The 15,749-nt window shown below is 58.9% G+C and carries 17 protein-coding genes; 14 read left to right on the top strand and 3 right to left on the bottom strand.

The window, feature by feature from the left end; translation table 11 throughout:
- Positions 1–65 precede the first annotated feature (65 nt).
- Positions 66–1,976, top strand: coding sequence for an ATP-dependent DNA helicase (locus ACNO7C_RS06365; protein ID WP_460024279.1), 1,911 nt, complete (start codon positions 66–68; stop codon positions 1,974–1,976).
- A 38-nt stretch (positions 1,977–2,014) separates the two neighbouring features.
- Here ACNO7C_RS06365 and ACNO7C_RS06360 read toward each other — a convergent pair whose 3' ends face one another.
- Genes ACNO7C_RS06360 through ACNO7C_RS06350 form a run of 3 tightly spaced genes read right to left on the bottom strand, consistent with a single transcriptional unit; the run spans position 2,015 to position 2,717 of the window.
- Entirely contained in the window at positions 2,015–2,164 is a 150-nt protein-coding gene (locus tag ACNO7C_RS06360) for a hypothetical protein (RefSeq protein WP_460024278.1), read from the bottom strand.
- A complete protein-coding gene (locus tag ACNO7C_RS06355) occupies positions 2,165–2,563 on the bottom strand; it encodes a hypothetical protein (protein ID WP_460024277.1) in 399 nt (132 codons plus the stop codon).
- A complete protein-coding gene (locus ACNO7C_RS06350) occupies positions 2,553–2,717 on the bottom strand; it encodes a hypothetical protein (protein ID WP_460024276.1) in 165 nt (54 codons plus the stop codon). The genes ACNO7C_RS06355 and ACNO7C_RS06350 overlap by 11 nt, the downstream gene beginning before the upstream one ends.
- A 78-nt stretch (positions 2,718–2,795) precedes the next feature.
- Here ACNO7C_RS06350 and ACNO7C_RS06345 point away from each other — a divergent pair, with 78 nt between their 5' ends.
- From ACNO7C_RS06345 to ACNO7C_RS06285, 13 genes are all read left to right on the top strand, one after another.
- Positions 2,796–2,939, top strand: coding sequence for a hypothetical protein (locus ACNO7C_RS06345; protein WP_460024275.1), 144 nt, complete (start codon positions 2,796–2,798; stop codon positions 2,937–2,939).
- A gap of 50 nt (positions 2,940–2,989) precedes the next feature.
- Entirely contained in the window at positions 2,990–3,616 is a 627-nt protein-coding gene (locus ACNO7C_RS06340) for a hypothetical protein (protein WP_460024274.1), read from the top strand.
- Positions 3,617–3,644: 28 nt separating this feature from the next.
- Complete coding sequence (locus ACNO7C_RS06335; RefSeq protein WP_460024273.1) at positions 3,645–5,627, top strand: metallophosphoesterase family protein; 1,983 nt, start codon at positions 3,645–3,647, stop codon at positions 5,625–5,627.
- A gap of 50 nt (positions 5,628–5,677) precedes the next feature.
- On the top strand, positions 5,678–6,703 hold the full coding sequence (locus ACNO7C_RS06330; RefSeq protein ID WP_460024272.1) for a motility-associated ABC transporter substrate-binding family protein: 1,026 nt from the start codon (positions 5,678–5,680) through the stop codon (positions 6,701–6,703).
- Positions 6,704–6,949: 246 nt separating this feature from the next.
- Positions 6,950–8,236 carry an ABC transporter substrate-binding protein gene (locus tag ACNO7C_RS06325; protein WP_460024271.1) on the top strand — a complete coding sequence of 429 codons (1,287 nt, stop codon included), beginning with the start codon at positions 6,950–6,952 and terminating at the stop codon, positions 8,234–8,236.
- Positions 8,237–8,301: 65 nt separating this feature from the next.
- A complete protein-coding gene (locus tag ACNO7C_RS06320; protein ID WP_460024270.1) occupies positions 8,302–10,500 on the top strand; it encodes an ABC transporter permease in 2,199 nt (732 codons plus the stop codon).
- A 4-nt stretch (positions 10,501–10,504) separates the two neighbouring features.
- Positions 10,505–11,599 (top strand): ABC transporter ATP-binding protein, encoded by a 1,095-nt coding sequence (locus ACNO7C_RS06315; RefSeq protein WP_460024269.1) that lies wholly within the window; start codon positions 10,505–10,507, stop codon positions 11,597–11,599.
- Between the two features lie 33 nt (positions 11,600–11,632).
- Positions 11,633–12,397, top strand: coding sequence for a creatininase family protein (locus ACNO7C_RS06310; RefSeq protein WP_460024268.1), 765 nt, complete (start codon positions 11,633–11,635; stop codon positions 12,395–12,397).
- Between the two features lie 54 nt (positions 12,398–12,451).
- Positions 12,452–13,294: a protoheme IX farnesyltransferase gene (locus ACNO7C_RS06305; RefSeq protein WP_460024267.1), complete on the top strand. Its 843-nt coding sequence runs from the start codon at positions 12,452–12,454 to the stop codon at positions 13,292–13,294.
- 201 nt (positions 13,295–13,495) lie between these two features.
- Positions 13,496–13,903, top strand: coding sequence for a peroxiredoxin (locus ACNO7C_RS06300; protein ID WP_460024266.1), 408 nt, complete (start codon positions 13,496–13,498; stop codon positions 13,901–13,903).
- A gap of 10 nt (positions 13,904–13,913) precedes the next feature.
- Complete coding sequence (locus tag ACNO7C_RS06295; protein WP_460024265.1) at positions 13,914–14,147, top strand: sulfurtransferase TusA family protein; 234 nt, start codon at positions 13,914–13,916, stop codon at positions 14,145–14,147.
- Positions 14,148–14,156: 9 nt separating this feature from the next.
- A complete protein-coding gene (locus ACNO7C_RS06290) occupies positions 14,157–15,353 on the top strand; it encodes an NAD(P)/FAD-dependent oxidoreductase (RefSeq protein WP_460024264.1) in 1,197 nt (398 codons plus the stop codon).
- A complete protein-coding gene (locus ACNO7C_RS06285) occupies positions 15,350–15,748 on the top strand; it encodes a helical membrane plugin domain-containing protein (protein WP_460024263.1) in 399 nt (132 codons plus the stop codon). The genes ACNO7C_RS06290 and ACNO7C_RS06285 overlap by 4 nt, the downstream gene beginning before the upstream one ends.
- The last annotated feature ends 1 nt before the right edge of the window (position 15,749 follow it).

The following is a 15,749-nucleotide window of genomic DNA, read 5'->3' as shown; positions in this document are numbered from 1 at the left end:
CGCCAACGCAAAGCCCAGGAATGGGCTTTTAACCAACCTTTACACGAATTTACGAGCTGTTCGGGATGGAGGCGAGGTTTCCGTACAGGCCGAGGCCGCACCAGCTGGAGGTAGCTAAGATTATTTCGGAGCAGGTGAAGAGGCGCAACGTCATCCTCGAGGCCCCCACGGGTTTCGGGAAGACGCCCGTAGTGATCTACGCCCTACTCCCCTTCCTCGAGCGGGGAGGCAGGGTGGTGTGGGCTGTCAGAACCGGGAGCGAAACTGACAGGCCCGTGGAGGAGTTCAGGGTCTTCAGGGAGAAGAGCGGCGTCAGGCTCGTCGCCCTGAGCCTCCGAGGGAAGAGGGACATGTGCCTCCTCGCCCGGAGGTTCGGCGAGAACCTTGACTACAGCGACGTGTCCTACATCTGCAGCAGGGAGAGAAGCAGGTGCCCCTACTACAGGCGGCTCCGCGAGGGCGTTGACCTGCAGAGGTTCGTCGACGTGGGGGCGCTGACGTACACGTACATATTCGAGGAGGCGAGCAGAATGGGCGTTTGCCCCTACTTCCTCCAGCGCGAGCTGCTGAAGCTGGCCGACGTCGTGGCCCTCAGCTACAACTACGTCGTGGACGAGGGGCTAAGCTGGAGCATCAGGACGGAGTTCCCCTTCAAGGAGTCGATACTCGTAGTGGACGAGGCACACAACCTCCAGAACCTCAACCTGGGAGGAGACACGATAACCGAGGGGACTATGGACAGAGCCTACAGCGAGGCGCTCGAGGCGGGTGACGAGGACACCGCCGCGCTCGTCGACTACACTCGAAGCAGGGTCAAGGAGAAGTACTCGAGCCTGCAGGAGGAGGAGAGCGAGGTTTTTGACCCTGAAGATCTCCTCCCTGCCGACTTCGAGAAGAGGCTGGAAGACGCCTTGAAGACGGGCGAGGCTATTCGCGAGAGGAGGTTCAAAGAGGGGAAGAGGCCCCAGTCAAGCCTCTACCACTTCGCGAGCTTCTTTAAGGCCGCGGTTGAGGCGAGGGGGGTTGACGGCATAGCCTTGATCGTCGAGAGGAACAACGGCAGGCTTTACCTCAACATATGGGACATGCGCGCAGGCGAAGTTCTCACGAGGGTGTGGAAGTCCTTCAAGCGGGTCATATTCATGTCCGGGACCCTTGCACCCATCGAGGCGTTCGCCGAGACAGTGGGCGTGAGAGACTACTACCCGGTAACTGTTCCGAGCCCCTACGACGAGACCAACGCATCCGTGTACCTCGTCAAAGACCTCACGACGCGGGGAGAGGAACTCAGCGACGAGATGGCTGGAAAGTACGTGGACGCGATCGCTCGGACGCTCCGCAGGGTCAGGCGCAACACCGCTGTTTTCACCGCCAGCTACCGCATCCAGGCCAAGCTGATGGCCAGCGGGCTCCTTGAGGCCGCTCGGAGCCTTGGGTACACCGTCTTCGTCGAGCGGCGCGACATGAGCGGGCTAGAGGCTGGGGAAACTCTCCAGAAGTTCAAGTCCCTCGCCCAGAGCGGGAGCGGGTTGCTGGTCGCGCCCATGGGGGGTAGGTTCGCGGAGGGCGCCGACTACCCGGGTGAGGAGCTGATGTGCGTGTTCCTCGTCGGCATACCCTTCGAGAAGCCGACGACCAAGACGAAACTCTACATAGAGTACTACCAGAGGCTATACGGCGAGGAGAAGGGCCGCTTGTACGCCTACGTTTACCCCGCCCTGAGGAGGGCGGCTCAAGCCCTCGGGAGGGCGCTCAGGAGCCCAAGAGACCAGGCGGTGATCGTGCTGGGGGACTACCGCTACCAGCAGTACATGCCGCTCATGCCCGACTACGTCCGCGAGCTGGTAAAGCCTATAACTCACGACCGTCTTGACGCTGTTGAACCCCCCTGGGAGACGAAATTCCTTGATGAGCCTCGATACGCCGGTCGGTCCCGCTCTCATGAAAGCTGGGAGGCCGATCTTAACCACGGCTAGCATGTGCACGGTTCTGCCGAGAAGGTGAGTCCAGTACGCTAGCGGGTCTTCCCCCTCTTGAAGTAGTCGAGCGCCAGTACAACCCGAGACCCCTTCCGCTCACCAACGTGCTCCAGCCTCCAGGGCAAACCGTTGCTCGGCTGCAGCCTCGAGGAAGTGGTTTGCGGCGATGCCGCCTTGAGGCTCACTCAGCGCGGAGCCGGAGCTACCTCCGGTGCAACATAACCGTAGTTATGTGCGTGCATATTTTCGCCTTCCTCACGTACCCGTATGCTCGGAAGAAGCAGTCGCAACGATACTTTCCCTCGTGGATCCACACTTTGTACCAGGGGGTAGGTGTCGCCCAGCTCAGCGAGGCCTTTCACCAGCCAGTGCTCGCTCCCAACCCTCTCCACCTTCCCGGCGAGGAGCCTGTACACGGCGCGGTAGAACCACTCCTCAGGCTTATCCGGGAAAGAGGCCTGCAGCTCCCCTAAGGCGTCGAGCAGGTCCCCGCGCTCCTCGACTATCTTATCGCCGCAGTGGCCGAAGGGGGCGCACCTCACCAGCGCCCAGGCTAGCCTGCCCCCCTCACTCCTAGCCCTCAAACGAGAGCACCCACAGCGCCTTCCCTGTAATCGAGACCATAACCCCAGCTGGGTGCGGGCTTCTCCCCAGGAAACCGTACTCCAGTAGCCTCAGGTGGTCTGGGGCAGTGGGCTCGGCCGCCGGCTTCGCGTCGCCCCCACTTTCAGCCTTCACAGCAAAAAGATGATAAACCCCTTAACAAGCTGGAGTAGTGAGCGTTACCAGTTCCCACCCCGGTCAAAGGGGCCGTAGGTGGGTGCCCCGCGCGGCGCGAAGAGGCTGAGAGGCGCCGAGGCAAAGCCCCGCCGCACAGACCTCAGCGAGCTGGCGGGGTGGTCCGAAGGCGCGGAGCCCATGAGAGCCCCGAAGAGGGGGCCCGGAGCAGTGAAGGGGTGAATGTGCCAGGCGCGGCCCTGGGAGAGGATAAGGCTGTAGTTGGTGGTATCATGACGACTCAGTACGAGAGAGTCTTCACCGAGGAGGCTGAGAGGATTGCCGGCAGGGCTTTGGGCGAGATAGCCTTCGAGGCCTTGATGCGGGCTGCGCTCCTGGGCCTCCCTATCGAGCCGGCGAAGACCGGACCTAGAAGCGTCGTGGTCCACTACGCCGGCAGGAGGGCGTTCTTCAGGGTTATAGGCGTCCTCAACCCCTCGGGGGGCTTCTCGGTCTGCTTGAGGCGATACACCAACGACTGCGGGGAAGTCGCCTCAGTCTCGCCGAGCGGCGAGGTTAAAATCGTCGTAACTGGTCTACCATCCTACTTGAGCTCTCCCGGGGAGCTGTACGGCGGCCACGTGGCCGACGTGTGGACGCAGAGGCTTCGAGCGGCTGAGGCCGGCATGCTCCAAGAGGTCCAGAAGGAGTCCTTGAGCCGGGATGTCCTCTCTAGCCTTTCGAGCACTCTCCCCAATTCTTTTCCGCGGGTCAAGGTGTACTACTCTCCGGTGACGCTGGACTACGCGGCGGGGCTGCTTGAGGCTGGTGTCCTGCCTGTCTGGGTCAGCGGCTTCGGCTACTCCGTCTCCGTGTCGAGGCTCGCGCTTGAGAAGCTGGCTGAGCTGACCGGTAAGTAATTATACTTTCAGGTGCTGTACTAACCTGATGAGGAAAGAGCCTATTGCCGCACTTACTATCGCCTTTACACTGCTCTTCTCCCTCCTGGCATCGGCTCAACCCGCGTTGCCCGGTTTCTCCCCGCTAGTCGTGGCCGCGTACTCCAGCGACATCAGCCTCGGGAAGCCTGCCACCGTGACGCCGGGCGGCAGCTTCACGTTCACGCTGACGGGAGACGCCGCCCAGCCCAGCGCGGCTTACATGTTCACCGTCACGGTAGCCGATGGTAAGCTGAGCCTCCTGAACTACTCGCTCAGCGTCACTTACTCAAACGGCAAAGTCACGGTTTCCGTGCCTAGCAGTGCGAAGCCAGGCGTCTACGACCTCGTTCTAGTGGGGCAGAGGAAGCTCGAGCTACCGAGGAGCGTGTGGGTGATAAACGTCTCGAAAACCACGCTCAGAGTTGTCCAGGTCAGCGACCAGCACTACGGCGCGGGGCAGCCGGACGTGATAACGGGCGACATGAACAGGATCGCAGGCTACCTTGTCGCCTCCCTGCTGAAACCCGACCTGATCATCGACACCGGCGACGTAGGCGACACAGCCAGCGAGCTCCAGTACCGCTGGGCTTACAGCTACGAGAGAGCGTTCCTCTACGGTTTCCCCATCTTCGCCGTGCCGGGGAACCACGACACCCCGCCCGACGCGTGGTCCAAGTACTACGGGAGCACAACCTGGTACAGGCTGATAGCAGATAGGCTACTCATCGTCGGGCTTTACTCGCTTGAGCAGGGATACCCGCCGCTGAGCCAGCTCCAGTGGGCAGAAGGCGTCCTCAAGCAGTACTCCAGCGTCCCCTACAAAGTGGTCCTGGTCCACCACCCCGTCTTCTACTACCAGGGTGAGCTCAAGACGACGTACGACGACCAGAGCGTGATCGCTCCATACGATCCGCAGAGCAACCCGAACTCCCCTGTTTCCTCCTACTGGAGCGGGAACATGGAGGCGACGCGCTTCTTCCTCAGGCTCGTCGAAACCTACGGCGTGAACCTCGTGTTATCGGGGCACGTCCACCGCGACCTCTACGTCAAGTACACGAGCGCGAGAACCGGTAAGACCACGTACTTCGTCACCACGACTACCCTCGGCATGGGTAGCGCTATCTACGATGGGCTCGCGCTCTTCGAGATAGACCTCAAGAGCGGCAACATAACATTCCCCGTCAAGCCGCCCACGTTCATCGGCTTCAGCTACGACTCCAGGAAGCTGGCGCAGAACTCCATCCCCATCGGCGTATACCCGCCCCAGAACAACCTAGGAGTCTCCAACCAAGTGTTCACCCCTTCAGCGCTCTACCTCTGGCCTCGCGCCTACGTTCTGACCCTCGAGAACAGGCTCGGGTACCTTGACTTGGATAACGTGGTGGTCTGGTGCCTGCCGTGGTCCGGGGACTTCACGCCGAAGGTTCTCGACGCTAGCGGCGGAGCCAGCTTCCAAGTGCTGGACACGCTGCGCGTGGGAGACCTGCTCTACGTTGCGGTCAGGGTCAAGCTACCGCCAGGCGGCAAGCTCGCGGTTGCCCTGGCCAACGCCCTCGATACCGAGCCGCCGAAAATCAGCGTGAAGATGCTATTCCCCGAGAAGCCCGCTCCTGGGGGCCAGTTCCAGGCATTCATCGACGCCAGCGATGATGGGTGGGGTTTAGCCAACTTCCTAGCGTCGCTCGTGGTGGACGGAGTAGAGCAACCGGTGAGCGTGAGCCTCTACTCTCCAGGCACTCTCGTCGACCCCGTAGGGAGCATGACATTCAAGGTAGCAGGCTCAATCCCTGCTGGAGCGGGGAGCGCTAAGCTAGTGCTACGCGCAGTAGACTACGCTGGCCATCATGCCACAGCCGAGTACACTTTAGTGGAGAAGAAAATTGAGAAACCCCTAGAGGCACAACCGGCTACGGTGGTGCTCGCAGTACTTGCCGTCGCGACTGTACTTGTGATTGTCCTAGTAGTTAGAAGGTTGAGGCAGAAACGCTAAGGCTATTAGCAAACATAAATTATTTATTTCTTCCCATGTCATAACTCTTGATGAAGCAAAAACTCGTAACACTAGCATTACTGATTACAGTCCTCCTCGCCCTCTCTCTCCCAAAGGCTAAGGCTCAGCCTGTTGTTGTGGCAGTCGACCTAGGTCACGGTGAGAGCAACAAATACCTAAACTACATCATGGGCAACATAACGTTCGTCACATGGAAAAAAATCACCGGCGCCATAAATGCCTCAACATTAGAAGGCGTGGACATCCTCCTGCTAGGGCAACCGACTGTGGCGTTCAGCCCCGATGAGATGACTGCGATAAAGAACTGGCTCGCGTCCGGCAACAAGGTCCTATACGTGGCGGGCGACAGCGACTACGGCCCAGGCCAGAAGACAATACAGCAGATCAATGACCTCCTAGCAGCGATCGGAACTAAACTCAGGCTCGAGCACGGCGCAGTGTACAGTGACAACCCCAATGTCACAGCGAAGGCGTACTACAGGATGCTCACATTTGTTGAGCCTGATGCTGATTCACTGCTCCGGACAGACATTCTCAGAGAAAAAATAGCAAAGCCTATCCTTATGCATGGTCCTGGGTGTGTCATATGGATCGATGAGCAAGGAAAGTACCATGACCCAGTTAAGGAGACGTTCCCCGGCCTCCTCAGGCTCGTGTGGGCGCACAAGAGCTACATGGGAGACAACACGCCTCCGACCCCCTACGTGTACGACCTTATGGCCTACGGTAAGGGCACAGGTGACCACGACTTCGTGATGTACGCGGCCGAGTACTGGGCCGACAAGAACGTCCTGATAGTCGTGGCTGGGGAGTCGCTGTACGGTGACTACGAGCCAGCCTGGGCTTCGGAATACTACGGTGTGCCTCTCGACGGCCCAACTTTTGTGACAAATCTTTTCCATTGGTGGGTCTATGTAATAACAGAAGTTCCGAAACAAAAAGCCACTCAGCAGCTCATCACTACTCTGATTATCGTCCTAGTTGCTATCGTCTTGGTTGCAGTCGCAGTGTTCTTCATAATTAAGAGAAGGCGGGTCCCAATAAAACAGAAATAATCTTAATTTTTTTGTTTTGACCTGTTGTCTTAGGGAAAGATTAAGTATATAATCGCTGCTCACGTAACCATAATGATTACGATGAGAAGAAAGACCTCCTTTATCGTAGCTGGTGTTATTTTGGTAGTGGTTCTTGCCGCTGTCATCTTTACTCTATTTGTGCGCCAGCCCTTACAGACTCCTCAAGGGATTACTCTATACGTGATCACAAGACATGAACAAACTATTCAAGACACTACACGAAGGATGTTCCTCAACAGTGAGATCGCTAAAAAGTATAACATTACGAATATTATTTTCCTGCCTGTTAACGCGGAGCAGTGGCCAGAGTACATAAAGAACGCGGCAGCCAAGGGTCAGGGCATCGACGTGGCCTGGGGTGGCGGGCCAACGCTCTTCAACCTCATCGACGAGCAAGGACTTATAGAGCCTCTAAACACGTCTAAGGTTCCCGAGTTCGCCCTCGTGCTCCAGGAGATGAAGAAGATCCCGCCGACCATAGCGGGAGCGCCTACATACAAGGTTGGCGGCGACGGGCTTGTGCACTGGATAGGCGCGAGCGTGAGTAGCTTCGGCTTCACGGTGAACAAAGACATTCTCTCCCGCTACAACCTCTCAACCCCAACGAGGTGGGCAGACCTGGGCAACCCCCTCTACGCTCAATTCCTGCCAGCTGTGCCGCTTGTGGGCATCGCTGACCCAACCACGAGCACCAGCAACACCAGGATGTTCGAGATAATCCTCCAGGCGTACGGCTGGGACGCTGGCTGGAGGGCCCTCACCCTAATCGCCGCCAACGCGAAGGTTTACGGCGGAAGCAGTGATGTAAGAGACGCCGTGATCCGGGGAGACATAGCGATCGGGACGACCATCGACTTCTACGGTTACACCGCTCAGCAGCAGAACCCCGCGTGCCTGTACGTAATACCCGTGAACGAGAGCATAGTCAACGCAGACCCCATAGCCATCCTTAAGGGGGCTAGGCACCCCCGGGAAGCAGCGGTGTTCGTGGCATGGGTCCTCAACGAGACCGGGGGGCAACTCGTGTGGCTGGATCCCAACATCAACAGGCTCCCGGTCAACCCGAGGGTGTTCGACACACCTGAAGGCTCCAAGAGACCGGATCTAAAAGCCGCCCTCGCCAGCGTAGAGAAAACTGGTGGCATAAGCTTCAACGAGACTCTCTCCTCGCTGTGGGTCACTGCGGTCGTGGACTACTTTAAGGCGACACTCGTTGACGCCCACGACGACCTCCAGGCCGTTTGGGCGCAGATCGCGCAGGCTTACCTGAGCGGGAAGATCTCAAAGGACCAGTTTAACATGCTCGTGGACTCGCTGACAGCCCCGATCACATTCACAGACCCACTAACTAAAACGCAGACCACCTTCACGCTGGACTACGCGATTAAGATTAGCAAATACCTTGCCAGCGACCCTACAATATACCAAAACCTCATGAACCAGTGGAGGGATGCGGCCCGAGCCAGATACCTGAAGACAGCGGCCTTACTGAAGCAGATTACCGGCTCTTAACCTTCCTCCCCTTTTTCTGAAAACTAAACATTTTAAGATGGGAGCGCGGTTTCTGACAGGGCAAGATGCGGGCTAAGCCGTGGTTCATCTGGGTAGCAGGTCTCTCCATCGCCTCCCCGTACGTTGCACTATATGCGTTGTCCCCGGCATTGGCCGCTTCACTTGACCCCCTCCTCTGGTTACTGGCCCTCGCCTCCGCCCTTGCGCTCTACAAGCTGGGCTTCGACTACCGGTGGATAAAGTTCAGCTTCGGCCTCAGCTTCCTGGCGATTTTCTCCATGCTCTACGACTTCTTCACAGTGGCTATAGGCGCTGGCGGAGCACCGAGGGCGCTCGCGCTCTTCCTGGCGCCGTTCGTCTCCGCGGCGGCCGTGGGCTACCTCTATGAGAGGCTGCAAGCACTCGGGGAGGCGAGGGCGGCGCGCAGGGGTGTTGTCTCACTTTCGCGGCGCGTGCGGAGCACTCTCTACGAGCTCGACCCCTTGATGTGGTTCTTCCTGGTTTTCGGCTCCGCGTTCCTTGTGGTTTTCCTCCTCGCTCCGATCACCCTCGTGCTCGTGAGCGCCTTCAGGGCGCCTGCGGGGGCAGCCTGGTACTCTAACTTCCAGAGAATCTTCTCGGCGAGGGAATACGTGAGGCTTGAGAGCCTGCCGGGCGAGACGGCGTGGTCAGTGCTGCAGCTCGGAGACTACACGCTCTACGTGATCAAGGGGATTAACTACGGCATCCTTGTTAACAGCCTAATCCTCTCGACAGCCGTAACCTTCGCCGCAACTCTGCTCGGCGTTGCAATCGCGTTCGTGCTGGCCCGCTACTCCTTCCCGGGCAAGGAGGCGCTCCGCATCCTCTCCCTGGTCCCGCTCTTCGTCACACCCTTCGTCAACTCATACGTCGTTAAGATCCTCTTCAGCGAGTACGGGCCCGTGTCGATGCTGACGCAGGCGCTCTTCGGGTGGCGGCTCAGGCTGGACGGGCTCGTCGGGGTTGTCCTGGCGCAGATCATCTCCTTCTACCCCATCGTCTACCTGAACGCGTACAGCGCTTTCCTCAACGTGGACCCCAGCACCGAGGAGCAGGCGGAGAACCTGGGCTCCAAGGGTTTCAGGCTCTTCAGGACGGTGACGTTCCCGCTAGCTCTCCCCGGGATAGTTGCAGGCGCCATAATAGTGTTCATCTTCAGCCTCGAGGACGTCGGCGCCCCGCTGATCTTCCAGGAGTGGAACCTCATGAGCGCGCAGATCTTCAGGGGCTTCGTTACTCAGACGGGCATCGTCTCCCCGGAGTCTGCGGCCCTCGGCGTCGTCATGCTCTTCGTGGCCGTCGTGGGCTTCTTGGCGATCAGGAACTACGTGGGGATGCGGACCTACGCCATGATCAGCCGCGGGGGTCGCTTATCGCCCAGGCTACGCCCGCTGGGCCTACCGGGTAAGATCGTCGTCTACGCCATAGTATTCCCGCTGGTGCTCCTGACAGCTTTCCCGCAGTTCGGCGTCGCGCTCCTGGCGTTCAACGTCATGCCCCCTAGGGGCTTCGAGATCAACCCGGGCGGCTTCACGCTGAGCTACTTCGAGGTCCTCTTCCTCGACCCCACTGTGTTCACCTACATCAGGAACACCATCACGTACGCCGCGCTGTCGGTGATCCTCGCCGTCGCTGTCGCCGTGATGGTGGGGTACGGGGTTAGCAGGATCCGAGTCGCGTGGCTCTCAAACCTGCTGGACACGCTGGCAACGGTGCCTCTAGCAATCCCCGGGCTCGTGATCGCTCTAGGCTACTACTACTTCTTCACCACGCTCTTCGCCGGGACCCCCCTGGACCCAGCCTCCATAGGGGCTTTCCAGGCCTGGGTCGTGCTGGTCATATCCTACAGCGTGCGCAAGCTACCCTACGTGGTGCGCTCGGTGTACGCCGGCTTCCAGCAGGTCCACGTGGGCCTCGAGGAGGCAGCGATGAACCTGGGGGCCACGCGCGCTAAGGTGGTTTTCGGCGTCGTGCTGCCTTACATCATCTCCTACATCTTCAGCGGCGCCGTCCTGGGCTTCATATACATGGCCACGGAGGTTAGCACGAGCATAACAATCGGCAACTTCAACCCCTCGCAGGCCCCAATGACGTACTACATGATGAACGTCTATAAGGGCGGCTCTCCCATCGGCGTGCAGATCGCGGCAGCGATGGGTGTGCTGCTGATATTTATACAGCTGGTGGCTATACTGATCGTGGTGAGGGTCCTAAAGCAGAGGTACGCCTTCATCGGGGTGTAGAGGCATGGTGGGCATCCGGCTGGTTGAAGTTAGCAAGGTGTATGGCCGCGTGAGGGCCGTAGACCGCGTCACCCTCGAGGTGAGGGACGGGGAGCTCTTCACTATCCTCGGCCCGAGCGGGTGCGGGAAAACCACCCTGCTTAGGATCGTGGCCGGCTTCGAGGTCCCCGAGGAGGGCAGAGTGTTCTTCGGCAGCGAGAACGTCACCTTCGTGAAGCCCTACGCCAGGGGCACGGCCATGGTCTTCCAGAACTACGCGCTCTGGCCTCACATGACGGTCTTCGAGAACGTTGCCTACGGCCTGAAGGTTAGGCGCAAGCAGCTCAAGCTGACCGACGAGGAGATCGAGAGGAAGGTGCGCGAGGCGCTGAGGCTCGTTCGGCTGGAGGGCATGGAGGATCGCTACCCACTACAACTGAGCGGGGGGCAGCAGCAGAGAGTCGCCCTGGCTAGGGCGCTGGTGGTGGAGCCGAGGGTTCTGCTCCTCGACGAGCCCCTGAGCAACCTCGACGCCAAGCTCAGGCTGGAGATGAGGGAGGAGATTAGGAGGATCCAGTCGGAGCTGAAGATCACGGCCCTCTACGTGACGCACGACCAGGAGGAGGCGATGAGCCTCGCCGACCGGATAGCTGTGATGAACAAGGGGAGGGTGCTCCAGGTCGGGACCCCGCGCGAGATCTACTCGAAGCCGGCGAACCTCTTCGTGGCCACGTTCATAGGGAGGAGCACCTACTTCGCGGGGACGGTCCACGAGGTCCTAGGCGACGCCGTCAAGCTCAGGGTGGACGGCCAGGTGGTGGAGGGCCGCCTCGCACCTGGGTACAAGCTCAGGGAGGGTGAGAGAGCCGTTGCGATAGTGAAAGCTGAGGACTTCAGCGTCGGCGGCGAGGGCTCCAACTCGCTTGAGGGCGTCGTCGAGATGGTGATGTTCATCGGGATGTTCAACCAGGTGAAGGTCCGGGTCGGCGAGCAGAGGGTTACCGCCCTCCTCGACCCCGCCCTGGACCTCGCGCCAGGTCAGAGGGTAAGGCTTAGCGTGAGGCCCTCCGACGTCAGCGTGTTCCCCGCGACCGGGTGGGAGGAGGAGACCTTCTCCTAGACCCATTTTGGGTGCGTAACGCAAATATCCAGCGTGCTCGTGGCTGTTTTCATGCCTGCGCGCAGGCTAGCGGAGATGACGTACGTAGAGGTACGCGAACTGCTCGCCAAGGGCTTGGACACGGCAATACTCCCCGTCGGCACTGTCGAGCCCCACGGGCCGCACCTTCCGCTCGGCACGGACTGCATTATTCCGGAGCTCATCGCGGAGAGGCTGGCTGAACGCCTGAATGCCGTCATCCTGCCCACGGTGAACTACGGTGTGACCAATAGCCTTCACGGCTACCCCGGGTCGATACGCGTGAGGCCGGATGTCCTCGAGAACCTAGTCTACGACATCCTTGCGAGCCTGTCGCTTCACGGCTTCAAGATAGCGGTTATCCTCAACGGTCACGGCGGGAACACCTCGGCCCTCGACAGCGCCGCTAGGCGCGCGTGGCTCGACCACAGGCTCGCAGTGCTCCTCGTGGACTGGTGGCGTCTAGCGCGCGAGAGGGGGCTTACTCAGCGCATCCTCGGTAAGGAGGGGGGTCACGCCGCCACAGATGAGACGGTGCTGGTCGCTGCGGCAAGGCCGGAGCTCGTGAAAAGGGAGCTCTACAGCCCCAAGGAGGTGTTCCTGGCGTCCCAGGGGGTGCAGTCGTACCCCATCCCGGGTACCATCCTGAACTACTCGCCAACGGAGGGTGAAGTATCATTCGACACTTCAAGGGCTCAGGAGTACCTTGATGAGATCGTCAGAGAAGTAGGGAAGCTCTACGATGCGTTGAGGTCAGCCTTGGAACGCATGAAGCACTAAATATATAAATTGTTAAACACGAGGGTTTAAGTTTCTGCACATTGCGTGCACTATGTGAGGATCCGGGACATCGCCGACCTTTTCAAGCTACGGCAGACGCTCATGGCTGTTTTAACCGGCGTCGTCGCCTACATTAAACCCCTTGGCTTTAACATAGATCTCCGAGCATTAACCCTTGTATCGATCTCTCTGTTCGCAACCGTGGCTGGAGCCACAGGGTTCAACATGCTGTTCGACATGGATATTGACAGCATAATGCCCAGAACGCGCCACAGGCCTCTCCCGTCCGGTAGGATGACGCCGCGTCAGGCTCTATGGATTTCAGCTATTACGGTCGCGGCTGGTTTAGTCTTGGCTTCCCTAATCAACGTCTGGGTCCTTTTCTTCGGTGTACTCGGCTTCCTGATCTTCAGCTTCCTGTACACGAAGTTCATGAAGAGGAAAACTCCGTGGAGCGTCGTGATCTGCGGAACGGCTGGAGCCATGCCCGTCCTAGGCGGTTGGTCTGCTGCGACGGGCGAGCCTTCCCTCGAGGCTGCCCTGCTTGCCACGCTCGTTGTCCTTTGGAGCTATGTGCACATCTGGACAGCCGCTACTTACTTCTCAGAGGACTACAGGCTAGCAGGAGTTCCGATGCTTCCCGTGGCTCTGGGAGAGAAGGCAGGATTAGTAGCCTCCCTCACCGCACTGGCGCTGGTCGTCGCCGACCTCGCCTTAATGTGGCTACGAGGAGTGTACTCTACACCTTCTGCGGCCGCTCTCGCAGTCTTAGCTACAGCTATAGCCGCCGTTTTGCTAAAGGGTCTATTTAAGGGGGAATTCAAGAGGAGCTCCTACGTGGCCTGGAAGCTCGCCACAGCTTTTATCGCAGCGGCTTTCGTCCTACTATTCATCTAGTCTCCCCAGAAAAAGCCTATAAATAACCTCTTTCTGCCACGTGTTCGGAGGATGAGAAGAGGGTCTCCTAACCCAAGGAAGGGATGAGGAGAACCGGCAATACTGATATTTCGGCATTTACCTGATAAAAATAAAATAAGTATTATTCTATTGACATAAAGAAATATATGTAGCAAATTATATTCATGTAACTGACCGAAGATGACAAAAGGTTTAGCAATAATAATGTTCTCAGGCACAGCTGACAAGTTCATACCCCTCGGCGTTCTCACTCAGACTGCGGCTAACCTAGGCGTCCCTGTACGCATCTTCGTGACCGGCTTCGCGACCCCCTACTTCACGAAGAACAAGCCTCAGCCGCGCTTCCCCAAGGAGTTCGAGGACATGGTCCCTGGCCTGCTTAAAGGCTTGGAGAAGATGAAGGCTCCCAGCTGGTACGACATGCTGAAGGAGGCGAAGGAGATCGGCGACGTGAAGGTGTACGTGTGCTCGCTGATAGCGGAGGCCCTGGGGCTTAAGAAGGAGCACCTCGACCCAATAGTGGACGACATCGTCGGAGCAACATTCTTCATGAAGGAGACCGCCGAGTACGAAGTAATATTCATCTAAGATGGGGCGTATGCCTGAGATAACCGTAGACGCACGTGAGATGGCCTGCCCCGGGCCCATTTCGGCGCTGACGAGGGCCTACCGCAACGCCCAGAACGGTGACGTGATCATCGTACTTGCGACAGACCCCGGGTTCAAGCCCGACGTTCAGGCTTGGGTTGAGCGCACCAAGAACGAGCTCGTCTCCCTGACAGAGGAGGGCGGCGTCATAAAGGCGGTCATAAAGGTAACCGCTAAAAAGTAGCTTTTTCGGGTGTTTCTCACGTCCGGTGAAAAGGTAGTTATTGTTGGTGGCGGCGGAGGGGGAGCTATCCTCGCGAACCTGCTTCAGCCACACGGGTTTGAAGTCACGGTCGTAGACAAAAGCCAGCACCACCACTTCCAGCCTGGGAACCTCTGGGTGGCTTTTAAAGGCGTCTCTCCAGAAAAGTTCCTGAGACCCATCCCGTCCCTGCTCAAGAGCGGGGTTAACTTCGTTAACGATGAAGTTGTCAGCGTTGACCTCAACGAGCGTATAGTCGCGACTAAGAGCGGGAGGAAGCTCAGCTACGACGTGGTTGTTCTGGCCAGCGGGGCGGAGCTCGACTACGACGCTATCCCCGGGCACCGGGAGCTCCTCGAGCGGTTTGGCGACTTCTACGCGGGCCCCCAGGATGCGGTAAAGCTGTGGGACGCACTCAAGGGCTTAAGGGAGGGTAGCTTCGTCATCGGAATAGCTGACCCTATCTACAAGTGTCCTCCCGGTCCCCACAAGGGAGCCTTCCTCGCAAGCGAGTTGTTCAAGAGCAGGGGGTTAGCGGGTAAAGTGAAGGTAGTGCTGGCGGTTCCTGTTCCGCACGCGTATCCCTCAAAGGTCATCGCGGACATAATTGAGCCGGAGCTCGAGCAGAGGGGCATTGAGCTCCACACGTTCTTCACGGTGAACGAGATCGACTTGCAGAATGGGAAGCTGGTGAGCCTCGAGGGGGAGGAGATTCCCTTCACGGTGGCTACAGTCATCCCGCCCCACAAGGGCCCGAGCTACGCGGTCAGCCCCGCGGAGGTGAAGGACGGGTCTGGCTACATAAAGATCGACAAGTACACGAGCAATATTCAGGGCTTCGACGACGCGTACGCGATCGGAGACTGCACGAACGCTCCAACCTCTAAGAGCGGTGTGACAGCGCACCTTCAAGCCGAGGTCGTCGCCGCGAGGCTGCTCGGGTACGACGCGAAGTACAGCGGGAGAACGAACTGCCCGATAATCCTCGACGGGAAGGGTGGCTTCGTGATAAGCGACTACGACCACCCGCCTATCCCGGTGAGGCTGAGTAAGTTCAAGAGGCTGATGGAAGACCTGTTCGTGGCGACCTACTGGAGCGCAATCAAGTACCCTGAGTTCTGGAGCCCTGTGTTCAAGGCGTACTTCGAGGCTTCTGACGAGTTCATCAAGAGGGGTGAGGGGTGGTGAGCGTGAAAGCCGAGCTAACACCTGAGCAGGCTGAGGCGCTGAACAAAGCCTTGGAGGTGCTCGTAAGGGCCAACGAGCTGGGCCTGCTCGATACTGTTAAGGACTTGCTCGACCCCGAGTTCATCGGCAGACTGTCGTCGCTGCTACTGACGCCAGGCACGCTCAAGCTGCTCGACCACATCGACGACATCCTGGAGCTCCTGGGGAGTGTCGACTACGAGGCGTTAAAGGAGAAGGCACCGGTGCTGGTGGAGGCCCTGAAGTCCCTGCCAAAGGAGCCGCAGCCCATCGGCCTCTTGGGGCTTCTCAAAGCGCTTAGCGACCCCGAGGTGCAGCGCGGGTTGGGTGTTGTTCTCGAGCTCCTCAAGGCTCTTGGCAGGCAGGGCAGGAAGTAGC

Source organism: Infirmifilum tikiterense (assembly GCF_054696565.1).
Note: the sequence above shows the minus strand (reverse complement) of the source record. Positions and strands in the feature narration are given on the sequence as shown.